This is a genomic window from Enterococcus sp. C53, assembly GCF_040887425.1.
GTDB classification, from domain to species: domain Bacteria; phylum Bacillota; class Bacilli; order Lactobacillales; family Enterococcaceae; genus Enterococcus_B; species Enterococcus_B hirae.
Window position 1 is genome coordinate 382960 of sequence record NZ_JBFOFT010000002.1, and the last position, 25511, is coordinate 408470.

Annotated in this window: 20 protein-coding genes and 2 pseudogenes; 19 read left to right on the forward strand and 3 right to left on the reverse strand. The window is 34.0% G+C overall.

Going from position 1 to position 25511, the window contains the following annotated elements; all coding sequences use genetic code 11:
• The first annotated feature begins 35 nt into the window (after window positions 1–35).
• The 16 genes from AB3I42_RS04645 (at window position 36) to AB3I42_RS04720 (ending at window position 20605) form a co-directional block, all read left to right on the forward strand.
• Window positions 36–554 carry a hypothetical protein gene (locus AB3I42_RS04645; RefSeq protein ID WP_159723529.1) on the forward strand — a complete coding sequence of 173 codons (519 nt, stop codon included), beginning with the start codon at window positions 36–38 and terminating at the stop codon, window positions 552–554.
• 41 nt (window positions 555–595) lie between these two features.
• A complete protein-coding gene (locus tag AB3I42_RS04650; RefSeq protein WP_002390843.1) occupies window positions 596–1246 on the forward strand; it encodes a hypothetical protein in 651 nt (216 codons plus the stop codon).
• An 8-nt stretch (window positions 1247–1254) separates the two neighbouring features.
• On the forward strand, window positions 1255–1563 hold the full coding sequence (locus AB3I42_RS04655; protein ID WP_227326719.1) for a hypothetical protein: 309 nt from the start codon (window positions 1255–1257) through the stop codon (window positions 1561–1563).
• A complete protein-coding gene (locus AB3I42_RS04660) occupies window positions 1550–3676 on the forward strand; it encodes a hypothetical protein (protein ID WP_227326718.1) in 2127 nt (708 codons plus the stop codon). The genes AB3I42_RS04655 and AB3I42_RS04660 overlap by 14 nt, the downstream gene beginning before the upstream one ends.
• A gap of 69 nt (window positions 3677–3745) precedes the next feature.
• Window positions 3746–4510, forward strand: a complete 765-nt coding sequence (locus AB3I42_RS04665) for an AP2 domain-containing protein (RefSeq protein ID WP_154066618.1) — start codon at window positions 3746–3748, stop codon at window positions 4508–4510.
• A 54-nt stretch (window positions 4511–4564) separates the two neighbouring features.
• Entirely contained in the window at window positions 4565–5026 is a 462-nt protein-coding gene (locus AB3I42_RS04670; RefSeq protein ID WP_002390837.1) for a hypothetical protein, read from the forward strand.
• Between the two features lie 52 nt (window positions 5027–5078).
• Entirely contained in the window at window positions 5079–5486 is a 408-nt protein-coding gene (locus AB3I42_RS04675) for a sigma-70 family RNA polymerase sigma factor (RefSeq protein ID WP_154066637.1), read from the forward strand.
• Window positions 5487–5567: 81 nt separating this feature from the next.
• The gene (locus tag AB3I42_RS04680; protein WP_002390835.1) at window positions 5568–5759 is read left to right on the forward strand and encodes a helix-turn-helix domain-containing protein; all 192 of its coding nucleotides are present in this window, start codon (window positions 5568–5570) and stop codon (window positions 5757–5759) included.
• Between the two features lie 566 nt (window positions 5760–6325).
• On the forward strand, window positions 6326–7411 hold the full coding sequence (locus AB3I42_RS04685; protein ID WP_227326716.1) for an IS30 family transposase: 1086 nt from the start codon (window positions 6326–6328) through the stop codon (window positions 7409–7411).
• Window positions 7412–8158: 747 nt separating this feature from the next.
• Window positions 8159–10090: an ATP-dependent endonuclease gene (locus AB3I42_RS04690; protein WP_368022339.1), complete on the forward strand. Its 1932-nt coding sequence runs from the start codon at window positions 8159–8161 to the stop codon at window positions 10088–10090.
• Window positions 10087–12003, forward strand: coding sequence for a UvrD-helicase domain-containing protein (locus AB3I42_RS04695; RefSeq protein ID WP_154066615.1), 1917 nt, complete (start codon window positions 10087–10089; stop codon window positions 12001–12003). The genes AB3I42_RS04690 and AB3I42_RS04695 overlap by 4 nt, the downstream gene beginning before the upstream one ends.
• A 285-nt stretch (window positions 12004–12288) precedes the next feature.
• Window positions 12289–13344 carry a DUF4238 domain-containing protein gene (locus AB3I42_RS04700; RefSeq protein ID WP_154066614.1) on the forward strand — a complete coding sequence of 352 codons (1056 nt, stop codon included), beginning with the start codon at window positions 12289–12291 and terminating at the stop codon, window positions 13342–13344.
• A 254-nt stretch (window positions 13345–13598) separates the two neighbouring features.
• Window positions 13599–15062, forward strand: a complete 1464-nt coding sequence (locus AB3I42_RS04705) for a hypothetical protein (RefSeq protein WP_368022340.1) — start codon at window positions 13599–13601, stop codon at window positions 15060–15062.
• A complete protein-coding gene (locus AB3I42_RS04710; protein WP_368022341.1) occupies window positions 15014–18646 on the forward strand; it encodes an RNA-binding domain-containing protein in 3633 nt (1210 codons plus the stop codon). The genes AB3I42_RS04705 and AB3I42_RS04710 overlap by 49 nt, the downstream gene beginning before the upstream one ends.
• A 619-nt stretch (window positions 18647–19265) precedes the next feature.
• A complete protein-coding gene (locus AB3I42_RS04715; RefSeq protein ID WP_016171849.1) occupies window positions 19266–19457 on the forward strand; it encodes a DUF3173 domain-containing protein in 192 nt (63 codons plus the stop codon).
• Window positions 19457–20605, forward strand: a complete 1149-nt coding sequence (locus tag AB3I42_RS04720; RefSeq protein ID WP_154066612.1) for a site-specific integrase — start codon at window positions 19457–19459, stop codon at window positions 20603–20605. The genes AB3I42_RS04715 and AB3I42_RS04720 overlap by 1 nt, the downstream gene beginning before the upstream one ends.
• Before the next feature lie 278 nt (window positions 20606–20883).
• On the opposite strand, the pseudogene AB3I42_RS04725 reads toward AB3I42_RS04720, so the two are convergent.
• Window positions 20884–21099, reverse strand: a pseudogene (locus AB3I42_RS04725) (transposase); the annotation flags it as partial.
• A 443-nt stretch (window positions 21100–21542) separates the two neighbouring features.
• On the opposite strand from AB3I42_RS04725, the gene AB3I42_RS04730 reads away from it, so the two are divergent.
• Both AB3I42_RS04730 and AB3I42_RS04735 read left to right on the forward strand, forming a co-directional pair.
• Complete coding sequence (locus AB3I42_RS04730) at window positions 21543–21737, forward strand: hypothetical protein (protein WP_010719054.1); 195 nt, start codon at window positions 21543–21545, stop codon at window positions 21735–21737.
• A 293-nt stretch (window positions 21738–22030) separates the two neighbouring features.
• On the forward strand, window positions 22031–22228 hold the full coding sequence (locus AB3I42_RS04735; protein WP_010718754.1) for a cold-shock protein: 198 nt from the start codon (window positions 22031–22033) through the stop codon (window positions 22226–22228).
• A 477-nt stretch (window positions 22229–22705) separates the two neighbouring features.
• Here the strand turns inward: AB3I42_RS04735 and AB3I42_RS04740 are convergent.
• Both AB3I42_RS04740 and AB3I42_RS04745 read right to left on the reverse strand, forming a co-directional pair.
• Window positions 22706–22949: pseudogene (locus AB3I42_RS04740) on the reverse strand (tyrosine-type recombinase/integrase); the annotation flags it as partial.
• Between the two features lie 49 nt (window positions 22950–22998).
• Window positions 22999–24066 (reverse strand): helix-turn-helix domain-containing protein, encoded by a 1068-nt coding sequence (locus tag AB3I42_RS04745; protein ID WP_368022342.1) that lies wholly within the window; start codon window positions 24064–24066, stop codon window positions 22999–23001.
• A gap of 135 nt (window positions 24067–24201) precedes the next feature.
• On the opposite strand from AB3I42_RS04745, the gene AB3I42_RS04750 reads away from it, so the two are divergent.
• On the forward strand, window positions 24202–25494 hold the full coding sequence (locus AB3I42_RS04750; RefSeq protein ID WP_306690693.1) for a PTS sugar transporter subunit IIC: 1293 nt from the start codon (window positions 24202–24204) through the stop codon (window positions 25492–25494).
• Window positions 25495–25511: the final 17 nt, after the last annotated feature.

Genomic DNA, 25511 nt, shown 5'->3' on the forward strand with positions numbered 1-25511 from the left:
CATTAGAGTAAGAAAAACAATGGAAGGTAAGGAGAATGGAAAGAAAAAAACGATCAAGAATTGTTATCCTTTTAATTTTGTTGATAGCTCTGTTAGTGGGAAGTGTGTACTACTATTTTTTAACTCATCAAACTGCTCCCAATGTAGTTGCCGGCGAAACTGATGGGAAATCAGGTGAGTTTGTTAAGGATATGAGCGAAAAAGAATTTGAAGAGCTTCTTCAAGCGAAGGCTGATAAAAGCGAAGTACGTTTGAAAATGAATTCTGATATGGTTTTTGAATCTTCATCAGAGGTTGGCGAGGTCAGTATATTAAATCCGGCAAGTAATCAATATGCCATACGCGTTCAGACTACAATTGATGGAGAGAATAAAGTTGTTTATGATTCAGGTCTCATTAAGCCAAAACAATATGTATCCCAAGGTAAATTAAGCACTACCATCAAAAAAGGTGTTTATAAAACTCAAAATTTAGTCACCTATTATGAGAACGATAAGGCACAAAAAAAGGTTGGAGAAACCCTGGTAGTAGGGCAATTATCTGTGAATAACTAGAATATCTAGTTATAAATAATAGAAACAATGGAGGAACAAAAATGAAAAAAACGCAATTTGTAGCACTTTTCGGTGTAGTCGCATTTGGAGGAGCAGCATTATTAGGGCCATCAGCTGCGTTTGCCTATGAAGATGGTCAACCAGATCCGAATACCCAACCACAGGAAGTCAAAAAACAAGATTCTGCTACTATTCCGGCAGAAGGAACATTTAAAGAATTTGACCCAACAGATCCAACAGACCCGACTCAACCAGATCCAGATCCAACAGATCCTGCATGGGTTGATGTTAAAATTCCAACAAAAATCTTATTTGGTCAAACGGATGTAAGTACAGGTATTATTTCTCCACTATATGAAATTGAAAATCTTTCCTCAAAAGGAGTTAAGATTTCTGTTAACGATTTTAAGGATAGTGGTACACCGGGAGGATCTGGAAGTCAAACGGATGCTGAAAAAATCAGTGATAAGTTGACTTTGAATTTAACCAATAAAACTGCAAGTAAAGACATCGCCTTGCACACGACAGACCCGCAAAATCCAGCTCAATTCCCGGCGGAAATTGGCACTTTGAATCCAACTGGAGACAAGCTTGAATTTAAATTAAGTGGTGGGGTAGCAACAGGGTTTAATTTTGAAAAGAATGCTTTAAATCCACAATATGATTTAGTTCTTAAGTTTGAAGTTCAATAGGAATTGATATGAAAAAATACTATGGTTTTATATTGCTATCGTTAGTAACCATTCTAACTTTTATTTGTCCAATCGAGACTTTCGCTGAGTCATCAAGTATTCAGTTTAATCATATTCCAATTGAGGGAATCATTGGCAAAGGAAACGACCAACATTCTGATGTAGTTGATGAAAACCAAAGTGATAAGATAGAGAAATTACCACAATTAGGCAATGAAGGAGATAATAGTAATTTTCTCTCCTTCATTGGAGTGGTTCTTATGCTTATCGCTTTAGAGCTGAGATTTCTATTGGGAGGCGCTTATGAGAAAAAGTAGCATTTCTTTGATTATGGCTTTCGTTTGCATTATTGGGAGTTTGTCATTTCCCACATGTAGCTTTGCAAGTGATTCAGGAGCTACCGCAGCAGGAGTTGCACAACATGCTACTGAGGCCGAGTGGAATAAACTCGATACTTTTATGACTAAGACTTTAATTCCAAGTGATGAAGGATTATCCGTAAGTTATAGTTATCCTCAAAATTTTGAAACTTATTGCACGAATTGGGAAATGAATGAGTATAACTTTACCGGTCCTGCCAAACGAGTAATAACAAAAGTCATTAGTTCAGATCCAAGCACAGTAATTCCAACGTATAATGATCATTCGATTACTTTAAAACGGGGAAAACGAAACGCCAACATAGTTCAAATTGATATTGAATATGATTTAGAATGGAATTTCCATGTTGAAGAAAAAGTGGGCGGAATTTGGTACACAGTTAATGATCGTAGTGGTAGCACTCATCAGACTGAATCATTTCTAGTAAATGTAGCACGTAGTAAATTAACCGTAATTCCCAATCAAAATAATACGATTGAACTAAATTTATTCAGTCCTAATGATAAAAATATTTTCAGTTATGTAAATATTTTAAACAATGATGGACCAGTTGGATGGTATATGAAGAACAAGCCTGATGATAGCAAGTTAGGTAATACGAATGGAAAATTTATTTTCTCAGATAATCGAGACACTGTAGCAGTTGATATTCCCTTTACGGTTATCGATACAACCCCACCAAATGGTAAATTAATTGATCCTATTATTATTGAACTAGGATCACGAGTTGAAATTAAAGACTTTCTTGAGTATGAACCTTGGGATAATGATACAAAGCCAGTGACAGTTGACTCTATTACTGATCCAGACAATCTAGGTTTGGGGAATCATCCATTTGAAATGAGTTTAACAGATAGTTCAGGAAACATATCTTTATTAAAGTCAACAATTACTGTAAAAGATACTACACCACCGGTAGTTGTTCCAAAAGATCAAGCTATTGACTACGGGGGAATAGTGGATGCAAAAGATTTTGTTAGCTCAATCACTGATAATGATAAAAATGGGAAAATGACTGTCTTTTTTGATTTTTCGAAGCCAGTTCCAGATAATAAAAAAGTTGGTGCTCAAGATGTTTATCTAGAAGTAAGTGATCCATCTGGAAATATTACCAAAGTACAAGCAAAGTTAACTGTTAATCCTGACAATATTGCACCTACTGGGGATGGTATTTTACAAATGATTCCAGTCAACGACAGTATATCAGCCAACCCCTTTGATGTGGTAACAAATTTGCAAGATAACGATGATATTTCAAAAATAACTGCAAAGTATATAAAAATACCTGATACATCTAAAATTGGTTTGACGGATGCAAAAGTTGAATTATCCGATCAAAATGGGAATAAGGCAGAAGTGACTGTGCCTGTTTTTGTACATGATCATCATAGTATCTTTGATAATCAATATGTATTGAGTTCGCAAAATTTCACTGCCTATTCTAACCACGTTCCTGCTTCAAAAATTGAAGAATGGATTTTGCAAGAAAGCCAATCTAAAGCGTGGGAACTTTCAAGTGGAAATGAAATATCTAAGCAAATTAAAGTGATTAAGCATGATGTCAAGCCTCAGTTTGGCTCCTATACTGCTACGATCCAACTTGGCAATCTTACGAAAGATATCACGATTAATGTTTTAGATGCCAAAGATTTGATTGATGTTACTATCCCGCAAAAAGTAATTTTTGGATCAACAGATGTTCAAAACGGTAAGGTATCATCACCAAGTTACGAAGTGAAAAATAATTCAACTGCTAAGCTCAAAGTATCTTTAGCCAAAATGCAAGTGGATTCTAGTTCAACGATTGATGTCATTCGAGCTAATGATATCGAACCTAGTGGGAAAGATGAAAAAGTGAAATTAAGTTTGAGTTCATTGGAAGAATTTCAGTTTCCGATGATTGAGTTACATCCATCAGTTGCAAATCAAGAATTGGGAATTTTAAATTCTCAAGCAGTTGGTGGATTTCAAATTAAAGGAGCATATTACGGAAAATATCAAAATACAAAATGTAACATCCAAATGACCTTCAAATTTGAAGTGATTTAGTAGAGATAACTAGGGTGATCCCCTGGTTATCTCAGTACATAGATTTCATGAGTAATGAGGCGATGGGTTATGCAAAAAAGATATGGTCATCTGATTATTTTAGATGAATTAATTCAAAATGGTTATAAAAAGTATCACTGCCTTTGTGATTGTGGACAAGAAACAATTGTTTATCATTCCAATTTAGTCTCGGGTCGAACAAAAAGCTGCGGGTGTGGAAATGTTAAAAATCGGCATAGATATAAGGATTTATCTAATAAAAAATTTGGTGAACTAATTGCCCTTACCCCAACAGAAGGACGTAGCGAAGGAACCGTTGTATGGAAATGCCTATGTTCGTGTGGCAATGAAATAATGGCATCGGCAAAACGATTGCAACGAGGAGAAATCCGGAGTTGTGGATGTCTTAAGGAAAAACAGTTTCATATCGAAAAACAGGTATACGGTAACCTGACTGTCATTGAACCATTAAATAAGAAAATAGATTGGAAGACAAAATGGAAGTGTAGGTGTAGCTGTGGTCGATTATGTGAAGTAAGCTATGGCAACTTATCATCTGGTCACACAAAAAGTTGTGGTTGTTTGAAAAGAGTTGAAAGTAGAACTTGTGTAAACGGAACAATTGTCGAATGTTTGAAAACAAAATTGGCTAAAAATAATACTAGTGGTGTAAAAGGGGTTTATCGTTGTAGGGGAATGTGGGTAGCCTATATTACTTTTCGTGGAAAACGACACTATCTGGGGACGTATGATGATTTAAGTGAAGCAGCGCTAGCGAGAAAAAGAGCTGAAGATAAATATTTTTTGCCATTATTAAAACAATTTTCGATTTAATGTCCACTTTCGTGTTCCCTTTTTGTTTTTAGTAGTGAAAGGGGAACAAAGAATATGGATATTCGTGATGAAAAATGTCGAGTGTATGATCAACTGAGACTATTGATGGAGGAAAGAAGGGAGCTTTCAAAACAGTATTTTGATCTAAAAGAATACTTAATTCATTTAGAAGATAATCAAGACACGACAAATTCTGATAAAGCAATATGTCGTGAAGTGGAGCCGATGAATTTAGAAAATGAAAAGGAGCTCCAAGATTACTTTACTCAGCGAAAAGCAATCGATAACCATCATCGATCTTACAAAGATTACGGGTTTATTATTGCATCAATCTTGAAAGAGTCAGGAAAACCATTATCCGCCAAGCAAATATATCATGAGTGGACAAAATCGTATGAAATTTTTCCTGATTATCGCAATTTTGTAAATAATATTCTTCCAAAAATAAATCGAGATGAATCAATCCCTGTTGAACGTGCTATGAGAGGATATTGGCAATATAGACTTAAAACCTAATTTGTCCGTATATCTTTTTCCTTTCGAATTTTCAAAGGAAGAAGTGACAGTGATGAATCAGAATTTTGATTTTGCAAATGATGATGCACAAATTATTAGTTATATTCAAAAAACAGTTCATAATACGGCAATTAATTATTTTGCTAAAAATAGTAGACTAAAAGATATTGAATTTGTTCCTGGACAAAAGACACTAGATTATTTTATCGAGGAGCAAGCTATGTATCCACAAGAAACTGTTACGGTGGTATCTGAAAAATTTCCGCTAGATTTCTCTAATTGTGCCTTAGCCACTGAATTTCAAAAACTATCTGAAAAAGATCAATCCCTACTAATTCAAAAATATATTTTTGGATATTCAGACTATGAGATTTCTATTCAACTATCAATGACACGACAAGGTGCAACAAAAAAGCGTCAACGCATTCTAGGAAAGATTCGAAAACATCTCCTTCCTTAATTTTAAAAAACTATATGATTCGTGCCCCTCCTAAAGCAGTCACTATGGAAAATGAGTGCAAAAAAACGGAGGATGCGTGAAATGAAGTCATTGGCAGAACTCGTTATTCTTGTTCAAAAGAATGATGAAGAGGCGTTTTCTCAAATTGTGAACAGCTTTAAACCATTGCTGGTTAAAGAATCTTGTCGTAATGGGAGCTTTGATGAAGATTGCTACCAAGAGTGTATGATCAGATTATATTTAGCTCTAAAAAAATTTGATATTCCAGAATAATCACTTTTAAAGATAATCGTGTAGTCAGTTTCTGTTAGCATTCCCGAAAGGTAGGTATAAATCTATTGCCCTACCTTTCTTTGATTTTTGAATGATATCAAAAAAATTTGGGGGGGAGATTTGGTTATGAATTATGTTTATTTGTAGGATGTATGCTGGGAGCGATTATAATGAGTTACTTAGCCGTGGGAAAACATGATGACATAGCTTCCGGAAGAGAGTAGATTTTAAAGTGACATAAGGAAGGATGGAAGCTGCATTTTGCAGAGGTGGGAGTAAAAATGAAACGAAAATATATTGTGTTGACTTTGTGTGTATTATTCTTATTGGTAGTATATTCTCTTTTGACACCATTTTCTAAGGATGTTGTAAATATGGTGGTAGTAATAGTTGGAGCTGTTTTGATATTCATAACGGTATGCTATATCGTTTTTCAAAAGTCAATTAAATAAAAAGAGATAAATTTTGGTTCAATGAACTTAGTCAGTTGTTAAAATAAAAAAACGCCATCGCAAAATTTCATGTATTATTGAAGTTCCGACACTACCAATAAGGATGAAACCACGATGACACAAACTGAAAATACCACAGAATTACTCAAAGGAAAACACCTTACTTATAAGGAACAGGTAAAAATTGAAGCACTCCGATCACTGGACACACCAGTGTCTGGAAATAAAATTGCTGAGTACCTTGGATGTGCTCGTCAGACAATTCATATGGAAATCAAAGATGTGACCATCCGTCAGATTCGCAAACAAAAGCAAAATGGAAAGATTTATGAGTACGAATTCCACATCTACTCAGCTGATGCTGGACAAGCCGCCTATGACAAAGCACGTATAAACTCTATCAAGCAACCTAAATGGGTCAAGGCACCCAATTTCATGACATACGCAGACCATCAGATGAAGAATGAAAAGTATTCTCCTGATGCGGTTGTCGGGCGTGTAAAAAAACTCGGGCTCTTTTCTGATGAAGAGGTTCCCTGCACTACAACACTGTACAACTACATCAATTTGGGCTTCATGGGAACCAAGAATATTGACTTGCATCTGAAAGTTCGTCGAAAAACCAGTACACCAAGAAACCGCAAGAACAAGACACAGCTTGGCGAATTGATTGAAAATCGGCCAGATGTCGTGGACAGTCGTGAAGAGTTCGGCCATTGGGAAATAGACACAGTAGCTGGATTACGGTCAGATAAGGATCAGGCACTATTAACCTTGACTGAACGCAAGACTCGATACGAGGTCATCATTAAAATTGATGGGAAAGCCTCTAACTCAGTGAATCAGGCCTTGTCAACTTTACGAGAAGCCGCTGGGGCGAACTTTGAATTGCTCTTTAAGACGATTACCTCCGACAATGGCACTGAGTTTTCAGGCATTACGGAGCTCTTGAAGGACGTCATGACCTCCGTGTACTTCACCCACCCGTACTCATCTTGGGAGCGTGGAACCAATGAAAATCACAATGGTATGATTCGACGGTTCATTCCTAAGCGAACGCGTATGGAGAATATCTCACTAACAACTGTACGTCGTGTTCAGGACTGGATGAATACTTTACCAAGAAAAATTTTAGGGTACGCTACTCCTCGTGAGTGCTTACTTGAAGAAATGTCGAAACTTGCGCTGACTGCCGCGTGAGCTTGACAACGAGCCTCCTTGGCATGGTGGTCTTTGGGCAGTTCTTTGACTGTAATCTCAGAACTTCTGCCCAACCTGCTATGCGCAGTACCATGCCCCAGCTCATTGTCAAGCCCATGCTAGATGGCGATTAAAATAGAATAACTAGTGAATTTCAATAAGTGGCTAAGTTCTACTTGAAATTTGCAAAAAAGAATATTCGGGTCAATCATAAAGAAAGGTATGTAGATTAACTCGAATAGTGATTATGTAGGTCAGTTAATTTTTCTGAAAATTATCTTAAGAGTATAATTATAGTGTATATCAATATTTAGAGGAGAGAGACAATTCATTAAAATATTTGATTGATGAACAAGTTGGAATTTCTGTGATTGAAAAAGGCAGAGTGCAGAGTATAGATAAAGTTACAGCAGCTATTTTCAAACGAATAGATTTCGATTTATAAATGTTTCTAGTTAGAGACACCATAATAAATAGTTTTGAAATTAAAAATTTATAGAAAGTTCAACACTCAAAAGGCATGTTGGACTTATTTTGCAATTAAATTTTATTTCATTTTTGAAAAGCAAGTAAATCAATATTACGTTCGTTATTGCGGATTTTATTACAAAATTACAGATGCTCTTCAAATTCGCAATAATACAATCAACTGGAACCTTTTATTGAGAACATTCTAGAACTATTTATTCTTACTACCTATTATATAGTATAATTATTTTATATAAGTACGGTGGAAGGATGTTGGTTATGTATATATCATCTATATCTTTAAAAAATTTCCGAATATTTGGCGATCAAAAAACTAAAATAAATTTTAATAAAGGGCTAACACTCCTCGTTGGGGAGAATGATTCAGGAAAATCAGCAGTTATTGATGCATTAAAAATCGTATTGGGCACAACTGATTTAAATTGGTATAGAATAAAAGATTCTGACTTTAATAACGAAGATATCACTAAAGAAATTGAAATAGTGTGTAAGTTCTCTGATTTAACAAATGTAGAATGTGCTGCCTTCCTTGAATATTTAACTTATGAAAAATCTTCGGATAGTGAGGATATGCCAGTGCTCTATGTAAATTGGAATTGTAAAATGTTGCTTAATTTGACCCCGTTTAGACCAATCACTCGTATTACAACAGGAATAAATAGTGATCGCCCTACTTTGTCTCAAGAGGCAAAAGAACTACTAAGGGTGACACATCTTAGAGCATTACGAGACGCATATAGTGATATGCAGTCGGGTAGAAATTCGAGGTTGTCTCAAGTTATGCAGAATATTCCTAATTTGAATGCAGGCAGAGACACATATACAGAAGATAGTGAGCTTGATGAACTATCGTTAACTGGCATTTTCAATCTTTCCAACCAACTTCTATCAGATTATGCCCCATTGAAAAGTGCAAGTCAAAAAATGTCTGATATACTCGATAAAAAAATGTTACTAAAAAACGATGACATTAAAGTAAGCTTAAATGTTTCGGGTATGGAAAAGGCAGAATCAAAAAAGATTGTTTCTCTGTTAGAAAAATTGGACCTAACAATAGATAAAGATACTTCTAGTCTAAAGGGATTGCCAGGTTTAGGTACTAGTAACATTATGAGTATGGCCTGTGAACTTTTGTTAAAAGAAAATATTCAGGAGTCTAGTCAATTTTTACTGATTGAGGAACCTGAGTCACATATCCACGCACAAAGGCAACTTAAACTAATAAAATCATTACAAAATGAAACTGAGCTGGCAAATCAGCAAATTATCCTGACAACACATTCTCCTTTACTTGCATCTGTTGTGAAACTTGAAAATATTATCATAATAAAAAGTGGGAATTCTTATCCACTAGCGAAAGGTTATACAAAACTGGATGATGAAGATTATGCTTTTTTAGAAAAATATATTGATGCTACAAAGGCCAATTTGTTCTTTTCTCGTTCTGTAATTGTTGTAGAAGGACCCGGAGAAGCATTATTGGTGCCTACACTTGCTACATTATTAGATAGAGATTTTACGGATTATGGTGTTTCACTAGTGGATGTTCGTGGAACTGGGTTAAGAAGGTATTCGAAAATATTCCAAAGAGAGAATGAAAATGTGGAACCACTTAATATAAAGGTTGCTTGCGTAACAGATCGTGATGTGATGCCAAATTGTGCTCCAAGAATTGTCCTTGATAAATCTTTTCTAGATGATGGGACAAATTGGCCAATAAAAAGTTCTAGAAATTGGACTGCCGAGAGAGATTTTGAGTCAAAAATATATGAAGAAAAGCATCTAGATAAAATAAAGCAAAAGGCCGATGGTCAACTAGTTAAAACTTTCGTCTCGAACAATTGGACTTTAGAATATGACTTACTGTTATCTAGTTTAGGTAGCGAAAAGTTGAAGGATATCATGATTGATTCTGTAATTAAGGCATCCTATAAGCCTAAAAATCATGACAAGAAGAAAAAAGAATTAGAAGAGTTGTTAAGAGAAGCTTCAAGTGATGAAGAGAAGGCCGCATACTTTTATAGTTATTTCACATCGGGTAAAACATCAAAGGCAGATTTTGCTCAACAATTAGCAGTAGAGCTGGAAAGTAATTATAAGGTAGGATCCACAGAATTAGCTGATAGTCTGCCAAGCTATTTGAAAGAAGCAATTTATTATGTCACTGAGAAAAGTGAAGTGATTGCATGAATATATTGGATGAAATAGTTATTACTGATGAGGATATTGATTGGGTAGAGTCAATAATGGAAGGCGATATATCTTTCGATAAAGAGAGAAGAGATATCATTAAAGATTTGAGATCAATAGATATTCAAGCGTTTCCAGGCAGCGGGAAAACCACTGTACTAGTTGCTAAACTTGCAATATTAGCGAATAAATGGACTTCAACTTCATCAGGAATATGTGTCCTTTCACATACTAATGTAGCTAGGGAAGAAATAGAGAAAAGAATTGGAGGAACTAGTGTAGGGGGGAAACTTTTGAATTATCCGCACTTTATTGGTACCGTTCATTCTTTTTTTACCACGTACGTAGCTCTCCCCTGGATGCGATCAAATAAAAAGAAAATTGAAGTTATTGAAACAGATTTTACGATCGACTACAGATGGAATAGGGTGCCTAAATGGTATAAAGATAATATCTTTGAACCCCAATTTATCTCAAAATCATCGTGCTGTTATGTAGAAAAGTTAGGGAATTTAAAATTAAGAAAATATACATCAACTAGCAAGCCTTATAGTATTATTGAATCAGTAATAAATGAATCCCACCAAAAAGGATATTATACTTTTGATGAAGTATTACTTTATGCAAAAGATGCTTTAGAAAATAACACATCTATCTCAGAAATTTGTTCAACAAGGTTCCCTGTAGTTTTTATTGATGAAGCACAAGACACCAATGCTTTTCAATACGAAATGATTCAAAAGTGTTTTGTAGAGTCTGTTCAGCAAGGGGTTGGAGACGAAAATCAAGCAATTTATGGCTATGTTGGAGAAGTTAGTAACTCAAATTTTCCAAGATCAAATCCTTTAGTGCTCTCTCAAAGTAAAAGGTTTTCAAACAGTGTTGCCAGCTTAGCCAATCCATTGGCCGTTTCAAAATCTACTATGGAGGGTGTGAATAAAGAATTTGAAAATAAGCAACATGCAATTTTCATTTTCAAAAAAGAAGAAATTGGAAAAGTACTAGATGCTTATGGAAAGTATATTTTAGATACTTTTACTGATGAAGAAATTCTTAAATACAAAAATGATGGGTGTTATGCCGTAGGATTAATTCATAATAAAAATGGTGAAACAAAAGAAAAACAAATACCAAGAGGGGTTTTCGATTATTATCCTCAATACGAATCAAAGTCTATAACTAAAGGATATACGAAAAAGTACCTAATTGATTATTTTAGAGCTGGTGAACAAAGATTTAGAGACACGAATGCTACTTATGAACAAATTGAATTGATTTTATTAGGCTTTAAACAAGTTGTACTTAGTGACCCATCTGAAAAGAAAATAGTGAATACGAAGAATTTAATAAAGTTTTTTTCTGAATATCTTGTCGAGAGAGAAAAGATTTTACGATTTAGAAAAAAACTCATCCTCCTGAGGAAGTGTAATTTAGATTCAGAAAATGAATGGAAGAAATATTTGGTAATAGTGAATGAGATATTTAATCTTTTAGAGGTTCAGCTTATTGATAAAAATTTTTTAAAGTGGATTCCGACTGCAAATGTATCAACACCAGAGTTTCGTAGTAGTCATGAAACCAAAAGTAGTCAGAATGAATATCGCTATGAATTGGATGGAAGAACTGTCAATATTAAATTGAATAGTATACATGGTGTTAAAGGTAAAACACATCTGTCCACCCTTGTATTAGAGACATATCATAAAAGCCATCGATTAAAACAAATTTTGCCCTATATTTATGGAAAAAAACATACGCCAAAAAGTGAAAGCGAAAATAAAAATCTTAAATGTCATTATGTTGCTATGACAAGGGCTAGAGGGTTACTGTGTTTAGCAATTCCAGAAGGAGAGTTGACTGTAAGTGAACTAAAAAAGCTAGAAAGTAAGGGATTGAATATTATATATTTGTAGAAGTATTTTCAAAAAAGAAGTTTGACTCTATTTAATAGCGTTGATGACTATTCCTCTTTGTGATCGAGTTTTACGCCAAGTTAGTGAGGAAAATAAGATGGATTTCCTCATTTATCAAGATAGAAATATAGTTCCAAAATTTCCAAAACTGTATGAAGAAAAAGCTAGATCAGTTTATACTTTACAAATGCTAACTTATTCTTGTTCTGCTAAGTGGACTTTCTTAGAAATTGACGCTGGCAATATAGATTGGTTAGTTAAATATGTATTTTGAGGGACTCTAAGATGAAAAAATTGAAAACCAAAAATCATTTTGTACCAAAAATTTACCTCAAGCAATGGGCAACCGTAAATAGAATATATGAGTACAAATTACTGGTGTCTCATAAGCAAGTTCCAAAATGGAATAGCGTATCTATAACAAATACGTCCACTGTTGATTCATTATATTTATATGTAGAAGAAGGAGAACTGAGTGATGAGATGGAGGATTACTTTTCAAATGAGTTTGAAATGAAATTTGGAAGTTTTGTTGACAACGTGAACCGTAAGAAGCTAATTTCAGAGCTTGATCATGATTATATTTCAAAATTAGTCGTTGGCCAGTATCTTCGAACTTTAAGAGGATACCAATGGGCACAAACTATTGTGATAAAACAATATCCTAAAATTATTGAGGAACTTAGTCACAAAATGAATCATGAATTAGCGACCAAAGGTGAGATTCCCGAAAGGAAAATAGACAAATACGACATGTTACTTCCTCTAAAAATGGGTATTAATCCAGCCGCTGGAGATAAGTCTTTATTGAAAATAGAATCCTATGCAGGAAAATCCACATGGATAATGGGTATCAAGCATATACTTAATTCAACATATAAAACTCTAAATTCAGCTAGTTGGACTATATACGAAGCTCCATCAAATTTTTACTGGTCTACATCTGATGATCCAGTTATTTTTCTCAATTACTATGGAAAAGATGACTATGATTTTAATGGTGGCTTCGGCAATCCGGGAACAGAAATTATCTTTCCACTTTCGCCACAAAAATTACTTTATACCAAGATTGGAGATAAGTCAGAGGAAGAATATTTAGTAGCTACATACAAAGTGGCTGAATTATTTCAAAAGTTGATAGTCGAGCACGCATTTACTAAAGTCTATTCTCAAGACAAAAACCATAGAGTTACCAAAATTAGAAAAAGAACTGTAGATAAAGAAAAATATTCTGATGTCGAACAATCACTAAAAAATTTTCATCGAGGTTATATGGAGAACGAAGTTCCTTACCTAGAGTTGAATTTAGAAAATTATAGCACTGGCAAAGACTTAACCTAATTTTACGTTGAACTTTTTTGAATATTCCTATTTTATTGAGGTTGCTTGGCTGTAAAATAATATGTAGATTAGTAGTCACCAGTGTACCTGTATCCAATTACATTATGGAGGAGAACGGTGACTTTTCTTATTATCATAAATACTTAACAAATTAAGGATTAAGATTGGTTATTTGTTTTAAAAGATTCGATGATAAAGTATAGATGATTACAATGAAATATGCATAATTTCTAACTAGAAAGGTCAGATTTCTAATGACATTAAAGCCACAAATACAGGAATTGTTTGATCAAAATTCAAATTATAACGAACCGGGTCAGGCGGTGAACCTAGCGAGTTCTCTTGAAACATTGTCGAGTGATTTATATACTGATTCAAATCGGTTTATTTATGAACTTCTTCAAAACGCGGATGATTCCTATAAAAATGGAGAACCAATAAGGGTATGGATAAAACTATTCGAGAATAAACTAGTAGTCGCTCATAGTGGATCAGTATTTTCAGATAAAGATTTACGAGGAATCTGCAATATTAATAACGGAACAAAGAGGAGTGACATGTCGAAGACAGGTTATAAAGGAATAGGATTCAAAGCTGTTTTCGGACATTCTCAGAAAGTTATCATTTATAGCGATGGAGAGTATTTTTCTTTTGATGCAGCATACAATCACCCTTGGAGATGGGAAAGCAACCGACAAAACTGGGAGTTGTTTAATGACCGACAATTTGTAATGCCATGGCAGATTATCCCAATATGGACAGAGAATAATAGCGTTGAATCAGACATCAGTCTTTATATTAAAAATATTCGTGCTAACGTTGCTACAATAATTGAACTGTCAAATGTAGTTGAGACGTCAGAAGCATTGGACTTAATTGCAAATAATGCAAATATTTTTCTTTTTTTAAAAAATGTTTGTGAAATAACATTCGAATTAGATAAAAAAGATGTCATTTCAGTAAGTCGTGACAGAGATATCATTACTATTCAAAAAAACTCACACAAGCCTCATAAATGGCTAGTAACTGAAAGACAAAGATCAGTTCCGGAGAGTGTCCGGACTCTCTTAACTGATGAAAAAAATATACCAGACAAGTTGCTACAAACTACGGAGATTACAATTTCTCTCGGAGCAAAGATTGGTGACGATGGACTTTCAAAGTTGAAAGATACGGATCAACGAATTTTTGCATATCTTCCAACAGAAGAAAGAAAATATGATATTCCTGTTCTCGTAAATACTAATTTTCTAACATCTGCTAACAGGGAAAGCTTACACGTTGATTCAAAATGGAATCAATGGATATTCAGTGAAGTTGCGAAGGCTATTTTTGAGTGGATATCCGAGCTAGTTCAAGGTGAATACGGAGCACAGGCATACTTTTTATTACCTAAACATATTAATGGAAATAGCTTGGGTTCCAGTTTTAATAGAGGGTATGATGAAGCGCTTAAGAATATACCTTTTGTTCTTACCGAAGAAAGAACTGTGAAAAAAATTGACGAAACAATAGTTGACTTTACTAACATTTCCAAAGAAGCCTTTATTGATGGATCCTGTATTAAAAGGTATGTTGAACAAAATGTTGATACGAGGATTACGGGAAAGAGGTCGTTCTCTTTATTTTCTCAATTCAATCGTGAATTAAAAAAATGGGAGCAGCTAGTTTGTCTTGGAACGATTTGGATTCTCTCTTCTCATCGAATGACTTTATGAATACTCATTCTCCTGAAGATAATATACAATTGATCATTTTTTTTAAAAAGTGTTTTGATGATCCAAAAATTCAGGAAGTTACCAATCAATATCTAAGAAAGCTATCCTTTGTACTATCACATAAAAATAACATGTTACCACCCGAAAAAGTTTGTTTCCCAGAAATATCAGATCAGAGATGGGATGAAATTCAGAGTGAACTTTCCTTCATTAATTCTGTTTTGTTGGAACGACTTCGATTTGATGTTGCCACTAGGCATTGGCTTGAATCGCTCGGTGTTACTGAAAAAACTGATATTACGTACATTATTCAAAATTTGATTCCGTTCATTGATACTTACGTAACCATTGAAAATGCGGTATCGGTTATCTCTGATATATTTAATCTCTACCTAAAAGGGGAACTTTCTGATGAATTATTCACTAAACTAAGCCCTATTAGATTATTAACTACCACAGGGGCGCTTGTTCCCGCTAGAGATTGTTACCTTTCAGATTATTATGGTCCTAGATTGATTATCGAAAACATTATAGAGAAAGATATTTTTGTCAACGATTCCTACTTTACAGGAAGTAAGGGAGATAAGGATAACTGGAAGGTCTTTTTTAGTAAGCTAGGTGTAAAATGTGGAATTGAAATAGTTCATGATCCTTTGTTTATAGATCTTAGAAAAGATTTTCTGGAAGCAGAAGATAAGTACTTTAGTCCATTTCTTTCAAGTTTCCTAATAGATAAGTATAAAGGGCTAACCAGTCTTAGCTTCTTAGAGGATACAGAGAACAACTTTACTTTTGCAAAAGTGTTCTGGGAGGACGTTGTTCATAATATCGATATAGATAAGCTAACTATGCCGGCAACGGGATATTGGGGAAGAACTGGGTATCCTGGGCGAATATCAGGAAACCAAGTAAGTAACTATCTTCCGTGGTTCATAAAGAATATTTCTTGTGTTCCTACTACGCTGAAAACGTGTTCGACAGCAAATAGTGTATTTTTAAACTCTGAAGAAATTCTAAAAATTTCTGGTCCTTATTTGCCAATATTTGAAGGTGAAGATTTAACGCCAGATTGGAAATCATTTTTTTCCTTTAAGACATCTTTTTCCTTATCGGATTATTTAGAGATTTTAACAAAAATTTCTCAGGACACCGATGATGGAAAAGTAAAAAAAGAAAATATTGAAAGAATACAGATAGTATACTCAAAAATTCTTGATTTAACAGCTAATTTAAGTAGTGACGAGATTCTAGAAGTTAAAGAATGGAGTTTGAATAGTTCGCTTCTAACCACAACTGGTAATTTTGAAGAATGTGGGGAAATAAAATTCTTTATCGATGGAAATGAGTCCATTTTTCAGGAGCAATTCCAATTTCTTGAACTGAATTCTGAAAATAAGCACCATCCATACTTGAGAACATTACTTAGGTACTTTGATGTTAGAATTTTAGAACAAAGTCAATTTATAGTAGAGGCGGTCAATGAAGAATATTGTAGTGGATTAGAGAACAAACTAATTACAGTGGTACCTGCTCTGACTGAGTGGATATCTTTTGAAGAAAGTCAAAATTTTAAAATTTTAGATACAAATGAATTGATCAGATCCATAGAAGAACTAACTATTTTTGAAGCCGATAAATTAGAAATAACCTATGAGGGTATTGATTTTATAAAGAATGTGAATACACATTTTGATGGGAAAATACTATATGTAACTAAGCCTTGGTATAGTAATAGCGTGTTACTTTACCTCAGTGATTTGCTTGCAAGATACTTTGGATTATTTGGTCAAAATAAAAAAGTTGATTTTCTCCTTCGTTCTACTTATGAAGAAATAGTTGAACACTTTAATCAAGAGGGTGTTCCTCTTTCAGATCAAATAATAAGTAAAATGAAAAATTCCAAAACCGAGACAAGTCCAAAGTCTTTTGCGGAAGTTGAGGGAAGAGTAAAAAAGGGGGTTACATCACCTCAGAATTATCACATCTCAGATCCGGATTACAAAAAGCTATTATACGTACAAAAGATGATAGATAGATCTGTCAAAAATGTTTTAGACTATCTTGAATTATTGCCTGAATATGACTGTTCTGGTCAGTTTCAAATTGCTCCAAGTATTATTGGAGGTATTACTAAGAATGGTAATGATTTAGCGATTGTGGCCCGACCATCTGACAATAATCAAGTGATTTTATTTTATACATCAGAGTTTGATGTACTCAAGTATGTTGAGGCAGAACTGTGGTATGAAGATGGAATAAATGTACCAAAAAAAATGTCTATGGGCCAATTGCTTGAAAAAACTGGTGTAAATCGGATACCTATCCATAGTATAGAAATTACTGATGAAGAAGTTGTTGAACTAGCTAGGCAAAAAAATTCAGAGACATTTGAATGTTCTCCAGTGCCATTTGCACCTCAAAAGCTTGCACAAATAATTTCATCTTTTGCCAATTTAGCTGGCGGTAAGATCGTATTTGGTCTTAAAGAAAATCATATTGAAAAAAATGATATTATCGGATTAAGTTCTGATTATCAGATTCAACGAATAATGGAGAAAGTAGCATCTTCTTTTAATATTATCCCTGAGTTCAAATATGACTGGATTTGCCTTCAAGAAAAGAGATTATTAGTAATTGAAGTAGATAAATCTGATGATGAAATACTATATAATGGTTTAAAATATATTCGAGTTGGAACTCAAACATTATTGGAAAGTGGTACAATAATACGTCAGCAAAAGCTGTTACATGCTGATTTTGATCGAACAAAGGCTATCATTATAGCAATTGAGGAATATTATCCAGGTCCAAGAAATAGAATGCCCAATGTAAGATATGCGAAAGCAGATGCTTTTTCTTTCAAAAATATGCTTCAGAATACGATGGATGTAAAAGACGAGGACATTCTGATGTTCGTAAATGAGGAAGCATTTCAAAATGTACTAGAGAATGAAATTAGTTCGTTCGTCAAAATGTTAAAAGAAAAGGATAGATTAATCTTTTATTATGCTGGTCATGGATTCCATGATGGGTTAACAAATTATTTATCAACGTATGATACTTACCCCACCAATATATTTGAAACATCTGTTTCTTTGGATCAAGTGTTGTTAACTCCATTGAAGAGATCTGAATGTAAAAATGCTTTGCTATTTATAGATGCGTGTGCTCAAAAACTAAATTCGGATATCGAAAGATCGGTAATTTCTGATTTACAAGATGATGAATTCAAAGTACTGACAACTTCATTCCCGTACTATGGTGTATTCTTATCGTGTCAGGTTGGAGAAACATCTTATGCAAGTGATTTGTTAGGTCATGGAATTTGGACCTATCATTTAGTGGGTGCATTGAGTGGTAAACATAGGGAGATACTACGAGATGGAAAATATTTAACTGATACTATGCTCCTCCATTTTCTTTCTGATACTGTGCCAGATTACACTTGGAAAGAGCTGGGGAAAAGGCAGAACCCTAAAACAATTTTAGACTCTACACGAGAAAATATCATTACTAATTTTGATAAAGAGACTTTTGAACGAAAGGACACTAATTCAACTATTGATATCAAAGAGTTGGAGTGACTCTTCTTGCTAGTATTTTGTAGGTACCTTGGTATCAGACTTTATAAAATGATGTCAAAGATTATTTCAAGAAACTATAAATTGAATGAGTACTATAAAGAATTGGGAATGCTGTTCAAGTTTATCTTGCTGAAAAAATGAGTCGTCGAATCATTAGACTTTTATTGGAGCAATCAGAATTATTGGATTAAACCAATTAAGGAAAGCCTACACTGTTGATGTACTTTAATTATAATGATCATTTCAAAAAAGCAACTTTCTTTCAAAGAGAGTTGCTTTTTTGTATTCTCAATTGTCTTTATTAGTGTAAGGAAAATGACCTTTGAAAATTGAATACAAAATTTACCAGTACTTTCCATTTGCAGGGAGCATTTCCTAATTACGCCATGATGAGTAATCGGAGCGATAAATAATTCAGAAAAGAATTGTCGAATTCGAGCCATAATCTGCAAATGTAATAATGATACTTCCGTAACCAAATCGGCTCGCCATCACTGGGGAGAGGTGAAAATCCTATGTGCTTTTTGACATGAGCAGCTGGTAGATGAATAAATGTTTTTATAATTTGTAACTTATGTTTTTTCGTGAGGCGCTGACATAGGAAAGAGAAGGCGATAGAATGAAAACAGCCACTCGGCAAGATATTATCAAGTTGGGATTTTCGAGGTATTACGCTGACAAGATCTTCAGGGAATGCAAAGCTCTTTTGGTCACTAATGGGTATTCTTTTTATCGAAATAGCAAGATTAAAAGGATACCCGTGAGTGTCATTGAAGAGGTCTTACACATTTCTTGGGAGGATGAATACTGATGAGAAGAGTTGCAAATGTGTACAAAGACGAGAAGAGAGGAACGTGGTATTTTTCATTAACTTTGGGTTATGATCGTTTCGGAAAGAGAATTCAACCCACTAGAAGAGGATTTAAATCGCAAAAAGAAGCAAAAGATGCGATGGAGGAATTGAAAAAGAATTATTCTGATTCTCAAGAAGTTTATTTACAAGGGATTACTTTTCGTGAGTTTTATAAGAAGTATTTTTTTCCGTGGTATAAACTTGGGACGGTTGAGAAAACCTATGTAAAAACCGATAAGACTTTAAAACGTGCTTTAGCTTATTTTGGAAAAATGCAAATGGAAAAAATTCGACCGATTCATATTCAAGAGTTTCAACAATTTCTTGTTCAAGAATGTTCTGTCACGAATAAAGAAGGAAAAATACGTCCGCTTTCGAACAATTATATTAAACAGATTTTTAATAAGTTACGGATTATTTTTAAGCGTGCGGTAGTTTTGGAAGTCATTGATGAGAATCCGGTAGACACTATTGGGAAAATCAGAACCCAGCGATCGGTTGTGGCATTTTGGACTGTTGATGAATTTAAGAAAGTATACAATTGTTCATATCGATGTGATTTCCAAGAAGAATTTTATAAACGAATGATGCGCTTTTTATTCGTGACTGGACTAAGAAGTGAAGAACTTTTTGCGCTACAATGGCCAGATATTGATTTTCGCAAAGGAACTTGTAGTGTGAGTAAGTCACTTTATATTCGAACAAGAACGGATTATGATTTCTCAGATACTAAGAATACTTCAAGTATCCGAACGATTACTCTAGACAAGCAAACGATAGAAGACTTGAGGGAATGGAAAGAGTCTCAAAAAACAATTGGGGATGACTTGGGTTTTATTTTTACCTTTGATGGTTTACCGCCATCGCCAAAGACATTTTTAGGTCGAGTAAAAAAATTAGCTGAAGTAGCTGGTGTCAAACCGATTCACTTACATGGTTTACGACATTCTCATGTGGCATTTTTGATTGAACATAATAACAATATCTATGCTGTATCAAAGCGTTTGGGGCATTCTTCTGTTAAGACAACTTTAGATAAGTATGGGCATCTTTATCCCGATACCAACCAAACTTTAGCAGATGAGTTTACCAAATTTGAAGTGTAATTTTTTTTGCGATTTACTGCTGTCAAATTACTGTCACGAGCCGTTTTTAGCCGATTTTTGAATTTTCGATGTTGATATACCGGGTTTTATAGGCTAGTTGTCGGAATCGAAAATGGACGAGGACGAACCGAAGAAATAGCAAAGGGTCTAGCCATTGAGCTAGACCTTTTTTATCTGTTTTTCCCACGGTTTTCCCAGGCTCTTTGTCAAATGATGTTGGTAAAGAGAAATCTTAGAATAATTTGGGCAGAAAGAAGAAAAACTTCTTTCTGTTCTTTTTATTTGGTTAAAATAGTTTTACCGTGTCGAATCATGATCCGACGTTTGAAATGATAAAAATTTCGAAACCCATAAGCATTGCGTTTTAATACTTTAATATGGTTGTTTAAACATTCGAGTGGTCCGTTTGAATAACTGTAGCGGAGGGCATTTCGGATCTGTGGCAGAAACTTTTTAAATGTTCGCAAAGTTGTCGCATAAGTTTCAGGTAGCTGGCTGACTTCTCTGGATAAACAGTCCTCAAATAGTGAATGATCTCTTTTCTTTTTAAGATTGATGACATCTATTCAGAGCTACTTGAAAGAGTAGCTCTTTTTAGTTGCTTTTGATTAATCTATTTTATAAAAAATAGATTGTATTTCTATTCTGCCATTTTTGGTTAAATATAATGTTTTTTATTATTAGGTAATATTTTTTATATTAGATATAACAAAAACAAATAAAAAAACTTAATTTAATAGATTATAATTATAATGTGCTACAAGATATTACATGTTGTATTCGCATTATTCAGGTTAAACTATGTAGCACAAAATAAATTTCGTAGTAACTACGATCAACCTCACAAAGATCTCCTGTATTTTACTGCGATTTATTATCTATGAGACTACTCATAAGAGTAGTCTTTACATAAAAAACTAATAAAGAAGGTATCACTATGTATTATGTAGAAGTACAAACACGAGGAGTAAAAAACAAACAATATGTCAAAAGTGTAATCAATAATTATCCACTATTAGGATCATGGAAAGAGGCTGAACCATTTTCAAAAGAATGTGCATTGCAAATAAAATCAGTTTTAGAACAAGAATTAATTTGTGGAAAAGCAATAGTCAATATAGTAGAAAAGTAAAATTTATTAAAGTTTTAAGTAAATGATGTAATATTGTAATTAGTGGCGTTAGTCGTTTATTTTCAATTTTTTCATCCTTTAATTAATCATTCTAAATATTTACTCCAAATTTTGTATTAAAAAGTGTATCAAGCAGTTATCCTTGTGTTACCATTGCATCCGTGTTATAGTAATTAAGTAATCTAATTTGAAACGTAATCTGAGCGATATATTCACACTATAAAAACTCCTTTTACCAAGTAATATTAATTGCAACAAAACACGTATTATATACGTATTAGGAGGAAATATATATGAATAACGGTACAGTAAAATGGTTTAACTCAGATAAAGGTTTTGGATTTATCACTGGTGAAGATGGAAATGACGTATTTGCACACTTCTCAGCTATTCAAGGCGATGGATTTAAAACATTAGATGAAGGTCAAGCTGTTTCTTATGATATTGAAGAAGGACAACGTGGTCCTCAAGCGGTAAATATCGTAAAATAATGTTGAACTTTAACCATCTCAATCGAGATGGTTTTTTTTATATTATGGCTCATAAACATCCGGTCGTATAATCGAGTCTTACAAGGTAAAAAATATTCTATTAAAGAAATAATTTCGCCATTTTTTCGCCCCTTTATAAAATATCCATTATTATTATATGAGTATCAGCAAGTATTAAATAATAGGCTCTTGCTTAATATGAAAGTTGGTATAATAGGATTTATAATGATGTATAGATATTAGAAAAACTTTGTGAATAACACAATCTTATAGGAAGCCTTCATGGCTGTTCTGAAAATGGATGAGGACGAACCGAAGAAATAGCAAAAGGTCTAGCTCAATGGCTAGACCTTTTTTATCTGTTTTTCCCACGGTTTTCCCACATGCGAAGAAATAGCAGCGCTTGCTTGAAAATAGTGTAAAAATTAGACCATGTTTACATGGATTTGCCACCGGTGGTTTTTTGGGTGGCAAACCTCAAGAGTTCTTTCTAAGCTTCTCCATAATGTCGACCGTTTCATTTTGCATTTTATTCGGCATGTGAGAGTATCCATCGTAATAGAAATTCTGCTATGCCCTAGTCGTTCAGGAAATTCCTTCATCTTAGCACCATTTTCAAGAAGAGTAGCGTGAGTATGCCGCAAAGAATGAAAGTTGAATGAGAGGGGGAGTGCATTCTAGATTTAGTATTTCATTTCACTACACTTTGAATGATCAGTTTCATGCTTCCCCTAATCCTTGAACTGAGCGATTACTACTATTATCACTACTCAATAAGAATAATAGACACGATTGCGCTGATATTTATATGGGGTTATGCCTACGATCTTTTTGAATACGGTTGAGAAATGGCTCTGGGTGCTAAACGATAGTTCTTCGGCAATTTGATTGATGGATTTGTTAGAAAATAATAAAAAGTACTTGGCCTTTTCAATTTTCTTCAAATGCATGAAATCTTTAAAATGCATCCCAACTTCTTTATAAAATAACCTTCCCACGTATTTTGAATCCCGATTTAAAACATCACAGATATCTTTTAAAGAAATAGCTTCATACAGATGATTTTCTACATAGTTAAGAACACATACGGTAACAGGGCTATAGGTTTTTTTAGGAATATTGGTTGGATGAGCCAAAAAGTCATGAATGGCTTGCTTAGATAATGTTTCAAACTTATTGATATCACGAATTTCCTGTAAATATTCATAGTACTGAAACTGTCTATTAAAAACTTTGCTGACCGGCACACCTTTTTCAACTTCCACTCGTGTAAATAATGTAATGAGCGCACAATAAAAACATTTGAGTTGATCGCTTGTAAGGCTCTTATAGTAATATTTGATAAATAATTCAAGTGTTTTTATTGCAGCTAGTTTATTGCGATCTTTTACATGAGAAAAGAGCAGCAACTCTAACTTATAGTATTCTTCAATATCGTAAAAAGTATTATAAGAGAATGTTTGTGATTGGTAAAATTCTTCTAAATTTAATTGCTTATCGTCGATTTTTTTTGGTGAATGATGATTTGCTAATATAAATAGATTTGTAAGGATTTGTCTGAATTCTTGTGTGGTATCCTCGGCTTCTTTTAAACCAAAATTTACCTCAGCCATGAGTAATGGGCCACAGGTAATCTGCATATAACCTGTCTCCGATGAACTGTCACTATATAAAAAAGTTCCATAGATTTCTCGTTTTATATTATACATTTGAATAGCAGAAAGCTGATTTTCTTCTGTTTTTAGTGTTTTTTCAACCACACTGACGGGAATGCCTAGTTTTTCTGTTATGGATATTAATGAAATAAGGATTGGCGACATACTAACACCTCCATTCAAAATATAAAACACTTTCTTAATAAAAGAAACACTTTTTTGGTATATCTATTCATAATCATTGTTTATACTATGGATGATTAAAGTACTTGATCAAAAAAACATTTATTTAAACATATTAGAATGGAGTATTGAGTAATGAAAAAATTCGAAGCGTTTTTAAACAATAATTTGTTTCCGCTTTCAGCAAAGATGCAAAACAATAATATCTTAGGAGCACTATCTGAAGGATTTATTCGAACAAGTCCAGCGACGATTGGCTCTGCGTTCATATTAATTTTGGCAAATTTCCCGATTCCTGCTTGGCTTAAATGGTTACAGGATATGAACTTAGCACCTGGTCTAGCCGCTGTTAGTAATGCCTCTATTGGTCTAATGGGTTTGTTTGCAGTTTATAATATTGCGTATGCATATGCGAATCGCTTAGGTGTCCATTCACAAAATGCAGGTCTAATTTCTCTCGCTTCATATTTTATTTTAATCCCTCAACAAGTTGTTACGCATGTCAACGATGGGGGAAAATGGGTGGAATCAACAGTCAACGCGGTGAAATTTGATTATTTAGGAGGACAAGGTATTTTCGTAGGAATGATCGTTGCAATTGGAATTACCAAATTGTATTCTATCTTGTCAAAGAAAAATTTTACGATCAAATTACCAGCATCAGTGCCACCAATGGTTTCTGATTCCTTAGCACCGACGTTTATTGTGACCACGATTTTCTTATTTGTATGTGCCATTCGGATTACTTTTTCGTTTACTGATTTTGGAGATATCTTTACTTTTATTACAGAAATGATTAGTGCACCGTTGAATAGTTTGATGGCTAATCCAGTATCAATGATTTTTATTCAAGTATTGATTGCTTTCTTGTGGTTCTTTGGTATCCATAATGCTGTGTTATCTGGACCACTTTCAGCTGTAACCTTAACAATGATGACTGCTAATATCGATGCTTATACCAATGGCAGCACGTTGCCTTTCGCCATGGCTTCTCTCGTGTATGGTGTTTGTGGAGCTGCAGGAAATGCGCTTGGTCTGGTTATTTGTTTATTCTTCTCTAAGTCAGCTCGCTATAAAGAAATGTTTAAGTTAGGTGCGTTGCCAACGATTTTTAATATTACCGAGCCGCTAAACTTTGGGATTCCGACAGTAATGAATCCAATCTTTTTCTTACCATTAGTTTTAAGCCCACTTGTTGCAGGTTTTGTTTCTTGGGGATTAATGAGTACGATTTTGCCAATTCCCTATAATCCTACGGCAGAAGCGATTCCTTGGACAACACCAGGATTTGTTAAGTTTTCATTGATTGATAACTGGCAATTCCTGTTGATTTACATTATTATCACGGCAATTGTGGCATTGATTTGGTTCCCATTTGTTAAAGTCGCTGATATGAAAGAGCTACAGGAAGAAATGAAAAATAAATAATTGTTAGGAGTAAATCC